A 20,290-nucleotide genomic window follows, 5' to 3' on the forward strand; every position below is an offset into this window, starting at 1 on the left:
TACCTCCATTGACTTATAGTCTAATTAAGATATATTGATACGTAAGTTGATGGCGCATTTAAGAAATTAATTTAAGGAGAGGTATAATTTATGAGGATTGAAGAAGATTGCATTGGTAAGATGAAGATTGCGGATGATGTTCTTTATGGAATCCATAGTCAAAGGGCAGCGATGAACTTTCCTATTTCAAGCGAAAAGGTTCACCCACTAATTATAGAAAGTCTAATTCAGATAAAAAAAGCTGCTGCTCAAGCAAATCATGAAGCCGGAACTTTACCTGAGTCCAAGTTTGAGGCAATCGTTGATGCTTGCGATGAACTATTAGAAGGAGATTATGCAGATGCTTTTATCGTTCCGGCTATCCAAGGAGGTGCGGGGACATCTTCTAACATGAGTGTCAACGAAGTAATTGCACATTTAGCAAATCAAAAAGCTGGAAAAGAACTGGTTCATCCTAATGATGATGTTAATCAATCTCAGTCAACTAATGATACCTTTCCTACAGCCGGTAAAATGGCAATGTTAAAATCCTTGCCAGAGTTATTGAAAGCTATTCGCAACTTGATCGAAACGATGTTAGAAAAAGCTTTTGAGTTTAATGCTGTAATCAAAGTTGCACGTACCCAGCTTCAAGATGCAGTACCAACAACACTGGGGAGATCTTTCCATGCATATCATTCAATGTTTAAACGTGATTTGGCAAGACTCGAAATGGCGGCAGTAAATTTAAAGAGCGTTAATCTTGGTGGAACCGCAATTGGAACGGGAATCAATGCAAGCGATATTTATCAACAAGAAGTTGTTCCGCTTTTGAACCATGAATCACATCTTGACCTTTGTCTTGCGCCCGACCTGCTTGACGCAACACAAAACTGTGATGCATTTGCAGAATTTTCTGGTGCATTAAAAAGCCTTGCGATTGATTTATCCAAAGTAAGCCATGATTTACGCTTGCTTTCAAGCGGACCACAAGCTGGATTAAATGAAATTACGCTCCCACGCAAACAGGCAGGATCTTCAATTATGCCAGGCAAGGTGAATCCAGTAATTCCAGAAGTTGTTAATCAGGTTGCATTTGAAGTAATTGGAAATGATGTTACGGTCACGATGGCTGCCGAATCAGGTCAACTAGAACTGAATGCATTTGAACCGATTATGTTCAAGCGTATTTTAGAGAGTGAAGAACATTTAACACAAGCTATTAAAACATTAACTACCAATTGTATTTGCGAAATAAAGGCTAATGACAAAAAATGTGCACTAGATGTTGAGAAATCTGTTGTGACGGCGACAATTTTGTCACCTTATCTTGGCTATGAAGCAACAACTAGGTTAGTTAAGCGAGCGATTGCTAAAAATTGCTCTATTAAAGAAATTTTAAGAGCAGAGTCTTTAATGGATGATAGTAAAATTGATGAGCTTTTCTCGAAAGAAAGCCTAGTTCATCAACATTCATCCGAGAAGATCGGGAATCTTGCTTGAAAAAAAGAATAACGTTTTATCTATTTTGTCCTCTGTACTAGTAAAAAATTGCTGCCAGAACGTCTTAAGGCAGTAATTTTTTATATACAAGAAAATTTGAATGTTGAGCTGTGGGGAAAAATGAAGCCTAAACGCTTAGAACTTATAGCCGCTTTTTCAGCCTTATAAGTATATTCAGAAGGATGATTTTTGAATAATTGATTAACTAATTATTCACTTTGTAGTAATGACAGTTCTAAATCCTTTTAACCTATATTCTAAAATGGTACTATCTGATTGAAATGGTAAATATAAGATAGGAGGTTATTACATGAAGGTAATTGTAGTTGGATCTTCTCATGGTGGTTTCGAAACTGTCCGCGGCATTTTAGCCGAACATCCTGAAACTGAGATTCAGTGGTATGAAAAGGGGGACTTTTTATCTTTCCTTTCTTGCGGAATGCAACTCTATCTCGAAGGTGTTGTTAAAGACGTTAATGCAGTCAGCTATGCAACACCAGAGGGGATGCGAGCAGCTGGTGTACATGTTTTTGTTGAACAGGAAATTGTAAAAATCGATCCTGCAATGCATAAAGTTCATGTGTTGAATCATGCTGATGGTTCTGAACGTGACGAAGATTATGATAAGCTTGTTTTAAGTGTTGGAGCCGTTCCTGCAGTTTTACCGGTCGAAGGACATAGTCTAAAGAATATCTATGGGATGCGTGGACGCGATTGGGCGATAAAGCTTAAAGCAAAAACGGTTGATCCTGAAATCAAGAATGTAGTTGTCATTGGTGCTGGCTACATTGGGATTGAAGCAGCTGAGGTTTTCGCAAAAGCTGGCAAACACGTTACGGTAATCGATGTTCTGCCACGCTTGCTCAACTTATACTTAGATGAGGAATTTACAGAAGTACTGACTGATGAAATGCTTGGGCATGACATTTATCCAGCTACAGGGCAAACAGTCAAGCGTTTTGAAGGCAAAGAAGGTAAAGTAACTAGTGTTGTTACTGATCAAGGTGAGTACCCTGCGGATCTAGTAGTTCAAGCTGCAGGAATCAAAGCTAACACAGATTTTCTCAAGAACGTTATCGAGCTTGACGATCATGGGTTGATTAAAATCGACAAATATTTGCAAACAAGCGAAAAAGATATTTATGCGGTAGGCGATGCGACATTAGTTCCGTTTGCTCCGACCGATCAAAGTAACCGTGTTGCATTGGCGACTAATGCACGCCGGCAAGGAAGGATAGCTGCTAAAAATCTTTTCGGGGCAAAAAAACCAATGCCGTCTGTTTCCGGATCATCAGCATTATCTGTATTTCAGTATCACTTTGCCTCAACAGGTGTGAAAGCAGGAACCAGCGATAAGTTAGGGATTGAAACAAAGTCAGTTTTAGTTCAAGATACTGTTCAACCAGAATTTGTTTCAATGGAAGATGGAAACGCTAAAGTTTGGTTTAAACTGACGTATGCACCTTCTGATGGTCGCGTATTAGGAGCTCAAATTTTGTCTAAGCGTGATGTTACGGCCAATATTAATGTTATTTCTTTGGCTATTCAACAGAATTTAAAAGTATCAGATCTGGCATATACAGACTTTTTCTTTCAGCCCGGTTTTGATAGACCTTGGAACATCATAAACGTAGCAGCGCAGAAGGCTGTTTCGCAACTTGAAAAGGGTTAGGTGAGATCGAACTTGGATAAATGGCAGCAGTCTTGGGCTGTGAATAAATACTGGGTAATGGCACATTCACAGCAAATATATAATGAAATTCGTAAATTAGCTTCTAAAAATGAGTGGTCAGAAGAAAAAGATCGTAGGTATCAAGCTCTGCTCGATAAAGCAGCGGAAATAAAACCAACAGTCAAAACGCTGACAACTGCTTATCAGCATGTGTGGGGGTATTTCAAAAGAAGTGCAACACTTGATGAAAAAATGTTCTATTTACATGAGCTGGAAGCTTTATCGCTTGAAAAAGATACGATGGGACCTTTTTTAGCAAATTTGACAGTTAAGTATCAAGTTCAGTATTTGTTGCATTCTAGGCTTCTGATATCGTACTTAGAGCAGTAAATTTTGATATTCCTTTAAAATTAATAATTCAATATTATAAAAGTGGCTGAGTCAAAATGAAGTGCTCCATAATAATTAGATTTTTGTCTAACTATTATGGAGCACTTCAAAAGTTAATTTTTGAGCCAACCCCTTTATTGGTGTCGTACAGGCGTGTTTCATAAGTCAAAATTTCTTGTCTAAATTCTAATTAAGTAAAGAAAACGCTATGTTCGTAGCTTAGCGTTAGTGCTCAAGGTTTTCCGACCTATGTCACACTTCCTTTTGTTCTAAATAAAAAATGTGATTTTGATTGGATATATTTTCATGTTAGGTTATACTTACTACAAGATTAATTAGTGCTTTTATCAAACAGGCAGAAGTACTTTAAATGAAAAGGAGCTAAAAATTATGAGCAAACTTTTTAATACAGTTGCAGACCTAATCGGTAAAACACCTATTGTTAAGCTAAACCGCGTGGTTCCTTCTGATTCAGCTGATGTGTATGTCAAACTTGAATTTTTTAATCCCGCGGGTTCTGTTAAGGATAGAATTGCGCTTGCAATGATCGAAGCAGCTGAAAATAAGGGCGAGCTTACTGCTGGCGGAACAATTATTGAACCGACTTCAGGCAATACGGGAATTGGATTGGCTTCAGTTGCTGCTATTAAAGGTTATCGCTTAATTATTACCATGCCTGAAACAATGAGTATTGAGCGGCGTAAGCTGATGCAGGCGTACGGTGCAGAGCTGGTTTTGACTCCTGGTAGTGACGGAATGAAAGGTGCTATTAAAAAGGCAAAAGAACTAGCTTCAAAAAAGGGCTATTTTTTACCAATGCAATTTGACAATCCTGCCAATCCCAAAATCCATGAAACAACGACTGGAAAAGAAATCTTGGATGCATTCGGAAATGATCTCCCAGATGCATTTGTCGCCGGGGTCGGAACCGGTGGTACCTTGACGGGGATCGGGCATATATTAAAAGCGACCGATAAAAAGATTAAAATTTATGCTTTAGAACCAGCTGAATCGCCCGTCTTAAAAACTGGAACTGGCGGTAAACATAAAATCCAAGGAATTGGTGCCGGTTTTGTACCTTCCGTTTTGGATAATGATATTTTTGATGACATTATTGAGGTTCCGAGCGACAAAGCAATTGAAACTGTCCGCAAGATAGGAAAAAAGGAAGGTTTTTTACCTGGTATTTCTGCTGGAGCCAACATTTACGGAGCTTTACAGGTTGCTGAAAAATTAGGTCGTGGGAAAAAAGTTCTTACTATTGCACCGGATAATGGTGAGCGCTATTTATCGACTGAACTCTTTGAGTAGATTACTAGATTGTTCACGCAATTGTCTTGTCGTGTGACTACTTAACGCGAATAAAAGTTTTAACCAAAAAAGTATTCTCTACAGAAAATATCCTTCTTTTACTCAATCTTTTGCCAAAGATAGTAAAAGAAAGATGTTTTTTTATTTACAGGCCCTTTTTTACAACTAACGTAAGTCTTTGTAAAAAAATTTTTCAATACACGATTTATTTGTAGAAGACATTTGATAGATACATAGGAATTAGTTTTAAAAAAAGTTGTAGTTGTATTACATACTCCACTAAATGTTTCAATTAGATAAGTACTTGTTTTATTTTGTTTTTGTCAAATTTATTTTTTTGTTGTTAATTCAGCTTTTTTTGAAAGCGTTTTTAAGATGGCATGCAACTTGCTGTTGTTAACATGGAATATTAGTTAATAACATTCAGGGAGGAATTTTTATGTGCGGTCAAGGTACAGGGAACATAAAGGAACACTATAAAATGTATAAAAGAGGTAAAGTGTGGATATTTTCATTGCTGTTCTTGGGTAGTATGGCACTAGGAACTATTCAAACGAATCAGATTCATGCTGCCCAGTCAGAAACAAGCGATAGTTCAGCGATACAGCAAACAGAAAGTACAACTTCAGCAACAAAAATTTCATCAAGTGCTGATCAGGAGAAAACGGAGCAGTCGAATTCATCAGAGACGAATTCAATTAGTGAAACAAAAAGTGAGGCAAAGAGCACAAATTCGGTTAAGAATAACCTGCCAGATGAAAGCGAAAAAGCAGATGAGAACATAAAAGCAAGTTCGACTGTAGAAGTATTACCAAGTGAAAAGGTTGATAGCTCAAGTGACATAACAACGACCGAGGAAGCTGTTAGCGAAAAAAATGAGATGTCTACATCCAACTCCTCTTCCGAAGAAAAAGTAAATGAGAATACAGAAGAGCCTATCAAACAAAGTAGTATTGCAGACACTTCAAGTAATCAGACGGAAAAAGTTGGCGTTGATCATACAAAGGAAGACAATCAAAACGTCAATGATGTTGCTACAAAAACTGCTAGCACGACTCTATCAACTGCTGAAGATACAAAGAAAGCAAGCTCGACGATTTTGGAAAGCGAGACTTATAACGAACCATACCGTAATCAATTGCATTTCTCACCCGCTGAAAACTGGATGAATGATCCTAATGGCTTATTCTATGATGAAAAAACCGGGTTGTACCACTTGTATTACCAATATAATCCGGAAGGAAATGAATGGGGAAACATGTCTTGGGGACATGCTACAAGTAAAGACATGATCAACTGGAAGCAAGAGGAACTTGCAATTCCAATGATGACTAATCAAGGGTGGGAGGACTTCACATACACCAATACCACCGGCAGTTTAACAAAATACGGTGAGGTACGTTATGTTGGAGTGCCGACTACTAATTGGGGAGATTCTAACGGTAAAAAAGCGATTTTTAGCGGTTCAATTTATTTAGACAAAAACAACGTTAGTGGGTTAGGAAAAAATACGATTTTAGCGTTTTATACAGCGGATTATCAAATTGCGACGAGAATCAATGATGGAAAAGACAATGGCTGGGGAACATGGATTGGTTTAAGTGAAATTCAAGAACAGCACTTGGCCTATAGTTTGGATGGAGGAAAAACCTTTGTTCAATACTCCTCGGATGGAAATTCAGCAGTTCCTAAACCACTGATCCCAGTCACAGCTTCAAATGGTGGGGATGCAGCCAATTTTAGAGACCCAAATATAGTTTATGACGAACAAAATAAACAATTTTTGATGACAGTGGTCTCTAATCAGCAAGCACTTATCTATAAATCGAAAGATCTACTTCACTGGGAATATGCATCTAGCATTCAAAGACAAAAAAATATTGGAAACGGTGTTTGGGAGTGTCCAACATTAATACCGATGACGGTAGCAGGAACGAAGACAACCAAATGGGTATTTGCGGTCAGTATACAGCAAGGGGCTTCTGCAACTGGTTCAGGGATGGAATATTATGTCGGAAACGTCAATGAAAATGGAGAATGGCTGCCAGAAAGCGGTCAGACACTGAGCGAACCAATGACATTAGATTACGGTGAAGATTTCTATGCAGGAATTCCTTTTGCGAATATGGGTAACGGACGCAATGTACTTATTGCTTGGCAATCAAATTGGTCATACACAGGAGACGCTAAAACAGCACCTTGGTATGGGAACATGACTCTGCCAAGAGAGCTGAAATTAGTAAAGAGTACTGATGGTACTGATGGTTATCTGTTAAAAAATATGGTTGTTACTGAAATTAAGAATAATGAGCAGAAGAATATCATTGAACCCTCTGAATCTAACAGCATCATTGAAAACGGTACGAGAAAAATTTCATACGTGGGTAATCAATATAAGATAACTGCTAAATTTTCATGGAATACTAAAAGCGCACCGGAATCTGTCGGTTTTAAACTGCGAGTTTCAGATGATGGTCGTTACTTTCTTCGTGTCGGATATGATTTGACAACAAAAAAATTTTTTGTGCAACGGTTGAATACAGGTGAACCAAGCATGGGGGATCCACGCGATAAAATGAATGCGTCTGTAAGTACAGACAATAATACAATAACAATTACCGTTTACGTTGATGAAACAAGTATTGAGGCATTTGCAAATGATGGTGAAAGATCAATCACTCAAAATTTCTTCATGCGTCCAGAATACATCGGTGATCAGGCGACCAATCAAATCTATCTTTATGCAGAAAATGGAATAGCTCATATTACTGATCTGACTGTGAATCCGCTCATAAGTATCTGGAACAATGAAGCTGAAATAATTTTTAATTATGTTGATGACCAAGGTAAGAAACTTATTCCTTCAAAAAGATATACAGGAAAAATTGGCGATACTTATTCATTGATCAAAGCAGATGAGATCAAAGGCTATTTTCTGAACGGTACAAGCATGGAAAATAAAAATACTGCTAATTTGTATACTGCAGAAGGTCAGCAAGTAACTTATATATACCGAAAAATTCAAACTGGAATAATAACAAAGGATACAACAATTGTTGCAGGTAAGAACGCTAAATGGACCGCTACTGATAATTTTGTCAGTGGAACTGATATTGCAGGAAAAGCGTTGCAGATTAGCGATGTCAAGGTAGTTGGAACAGTGGACCCTACCAAAGCGGGTGCTTATTCTGTGAGTTATAGCTATGTGGATTCTCAGGGCAATATTGTTTCAAAAAAAGCCATAGTCAGCGTAATTGAGGCTCCTAAAACAAATAAGAAACTTAAAAGAGTTAACAGTGTGAACGCCGTTAAATCAAAAACTGAGAAGAAAAATTATTTTGTAGAAAAGTACAGTTCAGTAATAGCCAAAGTTGGCATACGAAGATTCAAGAACCAAAAGAACAACGAAACCAGGCACACAAAAAATTTGGCGGTTAAGAAAAGTACTATTAATTTTTCCCCATTAAAACAAAATACTAGTAACAAAGAAATGAAGAAGGGAGTAAAATTGCCTCAGACTGGAGCGGTCAGTTCGGTTATGTTGAACCTATCAGGCGTACTGCTTTCGATTTTGAGCGGTATCGGGATTCTGCTTAATTTCAAAAGAAAGAAGAACAAAAAATAAAAGGTGACTTTTAGGAATTGACGTAGTAAGCATTTCATCGAAAGCATGTAAAGTTGGATAAAATTTTGCATGTTTTTTTGTCGCACTAACTTATTAATTGAATACAATTGCTAAAGCATATGCTTTGGCCTATACTTACACATAGTATTGTTTTTTGAGTATTTAAGTGAAGTATGAATGGTACAGAGTACAAGTTTTAAAAGAACGTGTTGCTGGTCTGCTTGAAATAGCTGGCGTTGTTTAGGTTATGAATAAAATAAAAAAATATCCGTCTTTAAGCCAATAAAAAGTAAGAAATATTCTGCTGAGGGGAGAAATTGTACATGGAAAAAATAACTGCAAGTGGAAAAATCGTTGACTTACATTGTCACTTACTACCTAGTATCGATGATGGGTCTCCGGATTTAGAACATTCGATCAGTCTAGCTAATGATGCTGTAGAAGAAGGAATAACGCATATTCTAGCGACTCCACATCACCTCGATGGTGATTACGTCAATCACAGAGATGATGTTATTAAGTCGGTTACTGTTTTTCAAAATGAGCTGAATATTCGCAAAATACCCTTAACAATCTTTCCTGGACAAGAAGTTCATATCAATGGTGATTTGATTGAACGTTATGATGATCTGCTTGGAGTTGATGAAGCAAAAAAGTATATGCTGATCGAATTTCCACATGGAAGTGTACCAGCCTATGCTAAACGTTTGTTTTTTGAATTGCGAAAAATTGGTACGACACCAATCATTGTGCACCCTGAACGTAATCGTGAGATTCAAAATAACTTAAATATTTTGTATGAGTTCATTTCAGAAGGAGCTTTAGCACAGCTGACAGCTACTAGTTATATTGGTGGTTTTGGAGAAAATGTAAAAAAAATTTCAGATCAATTAGTCTCACATGGCTTGGTTCAGTTATTTGCATCAGATGCTCATGCGCTTAAAGGACGAAAATTTGCTCTGCGTGAAGCTTTTGAAGAACTAAAAGGGACTATGGGTCAATTGAAGGTTGATGAATTTGAGCAAAATGCTGAAAATTTATTAAATGGATTACCTGTCATGGCACATGGATATTCTCAAATAATAGAAAAAAAGAAACGCTTCTTTTTCTTCTAAAATATAAAAGATTTTTGAGTGCGTAATTTAAACATCTGAATCGAAAGTTAGGCCCCTGTATATACTTGACTAGGAGGACAAGAACTAACTATTGCACATAATGCATAATATAGGATTGAAACAAGGAGATAGGACAAAAGTAATAGTTGGCCTATCTCCTTGTTTTGGTGTGACCTATCTTTGCTTGCACCATTTTCGGATACTTAGAACATTTCATTGCAAAAATCAAATTAAGTATGGGACATAAAGTGAAGCTTTTTCAAAAATAGATAAACATTTAATTGTTTCTTTTATAATTAAATGAGCTCTTTTTTCTTGAAAAAGATTCTAAAAAGCAAAAAAAACTAAAAAAACAAACTTTTTTTAGTTAATTTAATAACATATGTTAGCAAAAGTAACAAATGTTTTGTACAATTATTTGACTAAATTAAAAAACGATTATAAAATTATGGACGTATTTAATAAGGGGGATGGTTACATGAATGGTATCTTTCGTAAGAAGCGTATCGATGATCTTTTAGGAGAAACAACGCCTTTGAAGCGTACATTGCATACTTTAGATCTTACATTTCTTGGAATAGGGGCTATCATTGGGACCGGGATATTCGTTTTAACTGGTAAAGGAGCTTTAACCGCCGGGCCTGCATTATCGTTGTCATTTCTGCTTGCCGCAATATGTTGTGGCTTTGCAGGGTTATGTTATGCGGAGTTTGCATCAATGGCTCCTGTTGCTGGGTCAGCATATACTTATTCCTATGTTGCATTTGGAGAAGTAATTGCATTTATTATTGGTTGGGATCTTATTTTGGAGTACGCTTTAGGTGCAGCAACAGTTTCAGTTGGTTGGTCGGGATATTTTGTTAATTTGTTGGAGAATATGGGGATTCATATTCCGACGATCTTAACAGCCGCAGCAGGAACTACTCCTGGTGTTTCGACAATATTTAATCTTCCAGCATTTTTGATTGTTCTAGTAATTACATGGATCATTTCAATCGGGATTAATCAAACAAAACGTGTTAACGACACAATGGTTATTGTTAAACTAGCAGTTATTGTTCTGTTTATTGTTTGTACAATTTGGTTTATCAAGCCCCACAATTGGACACCGTTCTCGCCATATGGCTGGTATTCTTTCAATCACGGGACTGCAGCTGGAGTTATCCCGGCTGCTTCAATTGTCTTCTTTTCGTTCATCGGTTTTGATTCAGTTTCTTCCAGTGCTGAAGAAACAGTTAATCCAAGCAAGACGTTACCACGTGGTATTCTCTTATCGCTGCTGATTTCAACTGTATTGTATATTATCATGACATTGATTATGACAGGTGTTGTTAAGTATACAATATTCACAAAATATCTTAATGCACCGATCTTAGCTGTTTTACATTCGACGGGACAAACATGGCTTTCAATTATTGTCAGTATTGGAGCTATCTTAGGGATGACAACGGTTATTTTAGTTCAGCTTTATGGACAATCCCGTATTTGCTATTCGATGTCGCGAGATGGACTGTTTCCTAAGTTTTTTGGTGAGGTCAACAAAAAGTATCAAACTCCTTTCAAAGGCACATGGTTTTTTGGTATTATAACAGCATTTGCTGGTGGATTCATTAATTTGAATATTTTGTCAGAACTCGTTAATATCGGAACTTTAACAGCATTTATCTTAGTTTCGGCAGGCATTCTTTGGATGCGAAAGTCTCATCCTGAAATTCATCGTGGCTTTAAAGCACCAGGCGTTCCATTTACTCCAATTATTGCGATTCTTTTTTGTCTAACATTGATAGCTGGGTTGAATTGGGAAACTTGGGTACGATTTATTATCTGGTTTGGGATAGGAATGCTGATTTATTTCCTGTATGCTAAGAAACATTCAAAGTTGAATGCCTAAACTTGATTTGTAAACAAAAAAATATAAAAAATATTATTTTTCACAAAAATTCGAGAATTTTGAAACTAAATTCTCGAATTTTCTTGTTGAAAAAAGAATATTTGCGATTAGCTAGTATTTTAAGAAAGTAATAAGGTAATATGAACCATGGATTCTATAATTTGGCTGAACGTTTAAGGAGCATGGCGAACTTTTCATAGAGGTACAGCGCAGTTTTTTCTCATGCGAGCAGTTCAAAAAATTGCAATCCCAAAATTAAAAGAGCTTCAAGTTTATCGACTGAGGTTCTGCTTATAGGAGGAAATTTTTTATGAATCACGATAACGAACGGAGTTTAAGCATCAAACCTGCACAACGAAGAACATCGTCGTGGGATATGTTCGCTACCTGGGTCGGCGCTAATGCAAATAATGGGACCTGGTACATTGGAGGAGTCTTGGCAGCTTGCGGTTTTGCGGCTGCAATGGGTGTGTTGTTTCTTTCATCAGCGCTTTCGTATTTGTTTCTATCATTGATTGGCTTCATTGGCTTTAAAACTGGGGTTTCAACAATGGGAATCAGCCGCGCATCATTTGGGCTGCGTGGAAGTTATCTTCCTTCGATAATTAATGTTACACAATTTATTGGATGGACAGCAGTCAATACATATATTGCAGCTACATCGGTTAGTTACTTAATGCATGACATTGCTGGCTGGCCGCTTTACGGTCAAACTGGCGGGAGTAAAGGGATGATTTGTGGGATTTTAGTGATGAGTATTCTGCACATTATCAGTATTGCAAGTGGCTCACGTTCTGTTCAGTTGATCGAACGAATTGGAATTATACTTGTTTTTGTTTTTGTATTATGGGAATCAATTGTCGTTTTTCAAACTGTTTCATTACATGAAATAATGTCTTGGCGTGTGCCTGCTAAATTTAAAATGAACATTGGAACAGCCGTTGATACTGTTGCGGCTTTCAATCTAGCCTGGGTCACTGCTGGTGCAGATTTCACCCGTTTTACGCGCAAAAAATCAGCGGCAACTGCTATGCCTTTTGGTGGAGCATTACTGGGTGTGGTTTGGTTTGCTTTCATTGGATTAGTCGCAACGATCAGTATCGCAATTGCATCTGGAAGTTATGACCCTAACAATTCGGACCCAAGTACAATCGCTAGTCGTTTGGGCCTTGGAATCTTAGCTTTAATCGTTATCATTTTAACAAGTATGACTGCTAATGCGGTCAATCTATTGGCAGCCGGTTCAGCACTTTCAAATATTTTTCCACGACTAAAACTTAAAAAATCATTATGGATAGTCGCAGTTCTAGCTACATTTGTTACGTTTATTCCGATGATTCTAGGTAGTTTCCTAGATGCATTTATTGTGTTCTTAGATTATATTGGGATGGTTTTAGGACCGATAATCAGTATTATTATTGTGGATTTTTATTTACGCAATCGAGGGCACTACCGCTTGGATGAGTTGACAAAGCGTAAAGGCTCTTATTGGTATGTCAATGGTATCAATTGGGTCGCAATTCTAACATGGTTAATTGGGGCAGTTATTTTCTTTGCTTTGCAACATAGTGCATTTCTAGAGAAAACAGTTGGAGCAACTTTTATCACAATGGTGTTAAGTGGAGCTCTATATTATTATTTAATGAAATTATTTTATGGGGGCTTGAAGAAACATGTTAATTAAGAACGTACACATTAACAACCGCGAACAATTACAAAGCATTAGAATAACAAAAGGAAAGTTTACTCAGATAGAGACGACTTTGACGCCCGAGAAGGGAGAAGAGGTCATTGAAGGAAATGGGAATGTACTACTTCCGCCCTTCATCGATTCACATATTCATCTTGATGCTACTTTGACTGCAGGTCAGCCCGAATGGAACCAAACTGGCACGCTTTTTGATGGAATCAGAATTTGGTCAGAAAGAAAAAAAGAGCTATCAATCCAAGATGTTAAAGATAGAGCTAGGAAAACAATATATCAGCAGTTAAAATACGGAATACAGTTTGTTCGCAGCCACGTTGACACTACAGACCCTCAACTTATAGCACTGCAAGGCCTTCTGGAGCTCAAGGACGAATTGAAAAAAGTCGTTGAACTTCAGTTGGTAGCCTTTCCTCAGGAAGGCATTCTGTCTTTCCCTAAAGGCAAAGAACTGCTTGAGCAATCGCTAAAGGAGGGAGCTGATGTCGTTGGTGGTATCCCGCACTACGAATTTAATCACTTTTACGGCGCTGACTCTTTGAAATATATAGTAAAGCTGGCTGAAAAATATAACGTTTTAGTTGATGTCCATTGTGATGAAATAGATGATCCTGCAACACGAAATCTTGAGGTTCTGGCAACATTAGCATATGAAACAGGATTAAAAGATCGGGTAACAGCAAGTCATACTACAGCAATGGGCTCTTATAATGATGCATATACTTACAAACTTTTCCGTCTTCTTAAAATGTCGCAGATGAATTTTGTCTCCAATCCGTTAGTTAACATGCATTTGGGTGGACGTTTCGACACATATCCTAAGCGGAGAGGATTGACACGTGTTAAGGAATTAACAGAAGCAGATATCAATGTTTCTTTCGGAGAAGATGATGTTAAAGATCCATGGAATCCTTTGGGAAATGGAAACATGCTTGACCCATTGCAAATGGGAGTATATGCTGCCCAGCTAATGGGGTATGAGCAGCTGCAAAATTCATTTAATTATGTGACTTATAACGCTGCTAAGACTTTGCATGTCAGTGACCATTACGGAATCGCAGTTGGATTGCCTGGAAACTGTATTCTCTTAAATGGAAAAGACTTTTACAACGTCTTAAACAAACATGCTGAGGTTTTATATAACATTAGAAGTGGAAAAATCATCGCTAAGACAGTTCCAGCACAAAGTAAACTATATTTAGATTGATATTTATATTTTTTGAATCAATGAAAAATTAATAGTTCATAGTATCTTTTTATCAATCAAATTAAACTCTAAATCGCGTGTTGAAAATTTAATTTTTCTCTAGATGCTGGCAAAGATTGCCGTATGTTTGCACTTTAAGATAAAATAAGCGAAAATAATTAAAAAATGGTAAACTATGTGTAAAGAATTTGAATAAATTCTTATATAAGTGCAGTTACAAAATACTACAGCGTGTATCTCAGTAATTAAGAGATTGCTAATATTAATACGAGGAGTGATGTGTATGCCTTCAAATATGAAAGCAGTCGGGTTTAAAAGACATTTGTCCCTTGAAGATGAAGAAAGTCTGTTTGATTTTGAAATGCCAATTCCCAAAGCAACAGGACATGACCTTTTAGTAAAGATTGAGGCTATTGCGGTTAATCCTATTGATGTAAGTGTTAGATTGAACGGGTCTGGAGAATATGAGAAGCCTAAAATACTTGGTTGGGATGCGTGCGGAACTGTTGTTGCAACCGGTGAACAGGTGGGTCTTTTTGGAGAAGATGATTTAGTTTTTTACGCGGGGGCATTTGATAGGTCAGGAAGCAATGCTGAATATCAATTGGTTGATGAACGGCTTGTTGGTCATGCTCCACAAGGAATGGATATTGCCGACATAGCTGCAATGCCTTTGACATCCTTGACAGCATGGGAAGCATTATTCGAAAAAATGCGGCTTAGCATTGATAAGCCGTCTGAGAATAAAGGAAAGACGCTTCTTGTTATAAATGGTGCTGGGGGAGTAGGATCGGTTGCAACCCAGCTGGCACATTTGGCCGGCCTTAATGTTATTGCCACTGCTTCACGCTCGGAAACGATTGCTTGGACTAAGGATCATGGTGCTGATCAAACGATAAATCACCGCCAGCCAATGCCTTCTCAGCTATACGAATTGGGCTATGAGAATATTGATTATATATTAGGTCTGAGCGATATTGATGGTCATTTCAAAGAAATGGCAGAGATGATCAGACCTAACGGACGAATTGTTTCTATTACTGGAAATAAGAAACCGCTTGATATGGGGCTTTTAAAGCCAAAAAGTGTTGAGTTTATGTGGGAATGGATGTATACAAAATCTTATTACCAACTTCCAGAAATGATAACACAGCATGAAAGCTTAGAAAAAATAGCAAGATTATTGGAACAAAAAAAAATAAAGAGCACTGCGAATAAGATTATTGATGGAATCAATGCAGAAAACTTGAAAGCTGCACACGCTATGATTGAAACAAATAGCTCTATCGGTAAAATCGTTCTTTGCAGATAATTTCTTCGAAAAAAAGCAGACTGTCCAGAATCGAAGTCGATTTGGATAGTCTACTTTTTAAATTTAATAGGTTTAAATATTTATCAGATCTAACTATAAAATTGCTTTAAGGCTTGAGATGTAAAAAACTAATTGTCTAGCTTTTCTTACTCTGTCAATATCTGTCGTGTTTTTTTTGTACTCGGTAAAACTCTAACAAACAATAAAATGAAAAGCTAAAGAGCGAAAGAATGACTCCCAATTTAAGCCCAGGCACATGATAGGTTAGAACAATTTTGTTATTGCCCTGTGTAAGTCTAACAGCCATCATCCCTTTAAGTGAATGTTTAACAGTGACTTTTTTATTATTTCTTAATATGCTCCAGCCTTTATCGTAGGGAATAGAGATATAAAGAGATTTAGAAGAGTTCACAGAATGTATTGTACCAGTTACTTGCGTGTGCAAAAATCCGGTACTGATTTTTGGCGAAAAACTATTTTTTCTTGTATATTCCACAATGTTGCTAAACTTATTATTGTTCAAACTATAAGTATTTATGCAGTTTTTCGAATTGGCTTTTTTCGTGATTAAATTAATTTTAATCGTTTTGTTTTTGGCAAACGTACCTAAATACTGCAAGTATTTGTGCTGACTAACATCAGCATCCAGAGAAAGTTTTTTCCCATTAATGTGGATAGTTTTATATTTACTATAATTCGCCATACATTCTGAAAACATTGGACCAGAAGCCATAGTTTTGATAATGTACGTGTAGCTGTATTTGCCTGAAGCAATCAGCTTACCACCTGTGGGAGAAACTAATACCTTACTTTTTTCAAAATAGGGGGCTTTACTTCTTCTTAGTGCCTGTAAAACTAATTCTTGATTTGAAATCGAATTGAATTTTCCCTTTGTATCCAGTTTTATCTTGTTGAATGTTGTAGGCACCGCAAATCCGATTCCAACAAAACTTGGATTAGGATGGACGTCTTGATGCTTATTGTTTAATTCAAAGGAATATTTGACCCCAAACAAGAACTCGGTTAGAGGTGTCAAACCGATTGAGTTTATGCGGCGTACATTCTTACTGAAAAGCCCAAGTGCATGCAGTGTTTTTCTTGTTGTGTTATTTAAAGTGGAGCTGTAAAAATTGATGCCATAGAAGTTAAAGAGCATTGGATCATTATAATTGTAATATTTTTCACGATAAGCTTTGTTGATCAGTGTGTTAGAATTATTGACTCTGAAAAGAGAATTACTTGAACCGTTAATACGGTCAATTTTACTGTACTCATATGTGAAGTTTTTTTGATAAGTTTCTTGATTCCCAAATGGTGTATTTTTCATGGCCAACAGGAAGTTACAGGTTACTTCAAATAAAACAATTCCTGTCAATAAAAAGTGCTTATACATTTTTTTGGTCGAAAAAATTAAAACGGATGTTGCAGCAATAAATAGAAAACTCAAAATGACAGATCTTAAAGGTGTAACGTGTATTACCTGATAGTGGCGCAAAGAATGTGCGAAAAAGCTGTGTAATACCCAAGATGACAGGCGACTTCCAAAATATCCGCCAGCAACTGTTATCCATAGTATACATGGAATTGTCCATTTCCAAAATTTACTGAGCTGGTGAAGATTGTTCTGCCAGGCTTGATAAGCAAGCATAATCAAGACAAAACTGATAAAAAATGAGTTCCTGAATGGAAATCCTGCAGGTTGCTGTCCAAGGTGCCAAATAGTGTTGCTTAATTTGATCAACATGCTAAGCAGCAATAGAAGTAAAAACCATGCTGCATGTTTTTTGCTAGAACTTTTTATTTGAGGATGAACAAAGTAGCAGAGACTTAAGAGTATTACAAAGGTTGTAGTGAATATACTTGGTGCGTGAAATAAACGTGAAGTGTAGTTAGACGCACCAACTCCGATTTGACTCAGTATTTCCAATCCAAATTGAGGTGTAAGTGTGAAATCCTTCCAGCTACCTCCCTTTGCTGTCTGCAGCATCCCTAGTGCAGTGGGGATAAGCAGAAAAGATGTGGTTAAAGCACACAAAATTTCACTGGTAATGAATTTTGTAAGTATTGTTCGATTTACTTTCCAGAAGTTCCGAATGGGAAGTAGAGGCGAATGCGTTTCTGACAAACTATATATTACGTAAAAAAGTGAAAATAAGCAGATCATGTAACCCAAGTAAAAATTAGTTAAAATACTGACGAATAACCATCCAAAGAACCTTCTTGTTCGACCCGTTACAAGAAATTCATCAATACCGTTAACGACTAAGGGCAGCCAGATTAATGCATCAAGCCACATAATGTTGAAATAATTTAGTGCAACAAAACCACACAAACTAAAAATTGTTCCGAAAAGTGCCATCCAAGGATCGTGTTTCCTAAAATGTTTTTCTAAGAAATAAGTCATCGTAAAGGAGATTGTTGCACTTTTCAGGATAATAATGAGTGTAACGGCTTTAGGAATAGCAGCCGCATTGGGAAAAAGCAATAGCAAAAGATTAAAAGGGCTAATCAGATAATAAGCGATAGTTGGGAAAAAATTGGCACCTAACGACTGTGAAAAAGAATATAGTTGAAAAGAATGTGTGAACAGGGAATTATGTAACGAACTAAAGAATGTGATGTACTGGCTTCCCATATCACTGACTAACAAATTATGATTACCGAAAGGAGTCACCTGTTCAACCATCATTATTACTGAAGCTAGCATAAAAGAAACTATAAATGCTGTTGCAGGGATGAAATGTTTTATGTAATGTTTACTAATGTACAATTAATTCACCGTCTTTATATTAGGTTTTAAATATTTAAAATATTGAAATTTATCTGACATCTTTATGACTAACTTTATCAGGCTATTGCAGACTCAGCTTAACAAGGATAAATTGTATGTGCAAATTATTGGGTCCTGATATTCAGTTTACACAATGTGAATTATTTTAACTCGTATCTGTGCAAAGGTTTAAATAAATATTTTATTTCTTAATAATTTACACGGTGAAAGATGAACACAAATGACCTGAAATTGGATCGGATTGTTGCTACACAAGTATGTTACTTTAATTTGAAATGAAATTTTCATGAGTGAAAATGAATGTTTATCTAGTCAAACTATGCTAATATTTATTTTAAATAGCGAAGATATCACTTACACAAGAGGAGTTGTTAAAAATCGAAGTAGAAATGGTGCATCCTAAGGAGAAAGATCTTTTTCAGATTATGGAAATTGAGCGCAATGGCTTTTCAAGTGCTGAGGCAGCTAGCTTGAATTCAATGCGAATTCGCTTAAGACTGATCAATGACAGCTTTCTCATAGCTCGTTCTAAAGAAAGTAACGACGTCGTTGGCTTTATTGTAGGTCCTGCAATAAAGGAACGTTACCTGAGAGATGAATTTTTTGAAAACGTTGTTGCCAACGATACGAGCGCTCAATACCAAAGTGTTTTAAGTCTTGCCGTTCACCCACTGGTTCAGGGATGTGGGATAGGGACACAACTGCTGGAGGCTTTTGCACAACTTGCAAAACAAGCTGGACGAAAAGCTATAACTTTGACGTGTCTTGAAGACAGAGTATCTTTTTATCAAAAAAACGGTTATAAAGATGAAGGAATATCTGAATCACAACATGCAAGTCAGAAGTGGCATAATATGTTGTTGGAATTCAGTTAGCTTAAGTTACGTATAACCTACAACACAAAAAGCGTAATGCTAAGACAGTTCATCAGGAATGAAGGGGATAAATGTAATGAGTATCAAAATGATAGCCGTTGACATGGATGGAACTTTTTTAAATGATCATAACACTTACGATCACGAAAGATTTAGTAAACTTTTTGGGTATTTGAAACAGCGCGGGATACATTTTGTAGCTGCAAGTGGATCTCAGTTTCAGAGATTGCAACTGCAGTTTGCACCGTTTAAAAACGATATCGATTATATTTCTCAAAACGGTTCGCTGGTTCATTGCGGGGAGCAGTTAGCTTTTACCGCCCCAATTCAAATTGCTGATTATTTAGATCTTTTAAGAAAGCTTGAAGTTAATTTTGCAAAGAACGATCTAGTCATGAAGACGATTTCGGGAATTAATTATACTTATGCTGAGGAAAGTCTGCCAGCTAAATATTTTGAAATTATTAAACGTTATTATAGTTCTGTTAAGCGTGTGCCGTCTTTAAAAAAATTAGCTAGTTTAGGTGATAAGGATCAGCTTATAAAGGTGGGGGTGACTTTTGCTCCCAACATTGATTTTGAAAAAGCCAGTACAAAATTACGCAGCTTATTGCCTGCAACTCTATCTAGTTTGAATTCAGGCTTTAGTACACAGCTTGTAGGTACAGCAAATATTGACAAAAGAACAGGTATTAAATATCTGCAGGAGAAGTACCAAATCAGAACTGACGAAATAATGACTTTTGGGGATAATGAAAATGACATCGGTATGTTGGAACTGACTCCTTATAGTTTTGCTATGAGTAATGCGGCTGCAAAAATTAAAAGCAAGGCGGCAAACATTACTTCGTGTGATAATAATAATTCCGGCGTACTGGAGACGCTTGAAAAAGTATTGATGAAATGAGGAATTT

At 36.8% G+C, this 20,290-nt stretch carries 13 protein-coding genes; 12 read left to right on the forward strand and 1 reads right to left on the reverse strand.

Features of this window, described 5'->3' with window-relative positions; translation table 11 throughout:
- The first annotated feature begins 90 nt into the window (after positions 1-90).
- The 10 genes from FC19_RS10225 (at position 91) to FC19_RS10270 (ending at position 15,710) form a co-directional block, all read left to right on the forward strand.
- Entirely contained in the window at positions 91-1,482 is a 1,392-nt protein-coding gene (locus FC19_RS10225; RefSeq protein ID WP_057876843.1) for an aspartate ammonia-lyase, read from the forward strand.
- Between the two features lie 310 nt (positions 1,483-1,792).
- On the forward strand, positions 1,793-3,154 hold the full coding sequence (locus tag FC19_RS10230) for an FAD-dependent oxidoreductase (protein ID WP_057876844.1): 1,362 nt from the start codon (positions 1,793-1,795) through the stop codon (positions 3,152-3,154).
- Positions 3,155-3,166: 12 nt separating this feature from the next.
- Entirely contained in the window at positions 3,167-3,544 is a 378-nt protein-coding gene (locus FC19_RS10235) for a YbgA family protein (protein ID WP_057876845.1), read from the forward strand.
- Positions 3,545-3,934: 390 nt separating this feature from the next.
- On the forward strand, positions 3,935-4,855 hold the full coding sequence (gene cysK / locus FC19_RS10240) for a cysteine synthase A (protein ID WP_057876846.1): 921 nt from the start codon (positions 3,935-3,937) through the stop codon (positions 4,853-4,855).
- A gap of 439 nt (positions 4,856-5,294) precedes the next feature.
- The gene (locus tag FC19_RS10245) at positions 5,295-8,480 is read left to right on the forward strand and encodes a GH32 C-terminal domain-containing protein (protein ID WP_235809375.1); all 3,186 of its coding nucleotides are present in this window, start codon (positions 5,295-5,297) and stop codon (positions 8,478-8,480) included.
- 323 nt (positions 8,481-8,803) lie between these two features.
- A complete protein-coding gene (locus FC19_RS10250) occupies positions 8,804-9,595 on the forward strand; it encodes a tyrosine-protein phosphatase (protein WP_057876847.1) in 792 nt (263 codons plus the stop codon).
- A 478-nt stretch (positions 9,596-10,073) separates the two neighbouring features.
- Positions 10,074-11,486 (forward strand): amino acid permease, encoded by a 1,413-nt coding sequence (locus tag FC19_RS10255; protein ID WP_057876848.1) that lies wholly within the window; start codon positions 10,074-10,076, stop codon positions 11,484-11,486.
- 310 nt (positions 11,487-11,796) lie between these two features.
- Entirely contained in the window at positions 11,797-13,170 is a 1,374-nt protein-coding gene (locus tag FC19_RS10260; RefSeq protein ID WP_057876849.1) for a cytosine permease, read from the forward strand.
- The gene (codA, locus tag FC19_RS10265) at positions 13,160-14,398 is read left to right on the forward strand and encodes a cytosine deaminase (protein WP_057876850.1); all 1,239 of its coding nucleotides are present in this window, start codon (positions 13,160-13,162) and stop codon (positions 14,396-14,398) included. The genes FC19_RS10260 and codA overlap by 11 nt, the downstream gene beginning before the upstream one ends.
- A gap of 283 nt (positions 14,399-14,681) precedes the next feature.
- Entirely contained in the window at positions 14,682-15,710 is a 1,029-nt protein-coding gene (locus tag FC19_RS10270; protein ID WP_157061318.1) for a zinc-binding alcohol dehydrogenase family protein, read from the forward strand.
- 154 nt (positions 15,711-15,864) lie between these two features.
- Here FC19_RS10270 and FC19_RS10275 read toward each other — a convergent pair whose 3' ends face one another.
- Positions 15,865-18,480 (reverse strand): YfhO family protein, encoded by a 2,616-nt coding sequence (locus tag FC19_RS10275; RefSeq protein ID WP_057876851.1) that lies wholly within the window; start codon positions 18,478-18,480, stop codon positions 15,865-15,867.
- Between the two features lie 389 nt (positions 18,481-18,869).
- Between FC19_RS10275 and FC19_RS10280 the strand changes: the two genes are divergently transcribed.
- Both FC19_RS10280 and FC19_RS10285 read left to right on the forward strand, forming a co-directional pair.
- Entirely contained in the window at positions 18,870-19,376 is a 507-nt protein-coding gene (locus tag FC19_RS10280; protein ID WP_235809376.1) for a GNAT family N-acetyltransferase, read from the forward strand.
- 76 nt (positions 19,377-19,452) lie between these two features.
- Positions 19,453-20,283 (forward strand): HAD-IIB family hydrolase, encoded by an 831-nt coding sequence (locus FC19_RS10285; protein WP_057876852.1) that lies wholly within the window; start codon positions 19,453-19,455, stop codon positions 20,281-20,283.
- Positions 20,284-20,290: the final 7 nt, after the last annotated feature.

Origin of the sequence: Liquorilactobacillus aquaticus DSM 21051 (genome assembly GCF_001436755.1) — a bacterium.
GTDB lineage: Bacteria > Bacillota > Bacilli > Lactobacillales > Lactobacillaceae > Liquorilactobacillus > Liquorilactobacillus aquaticus.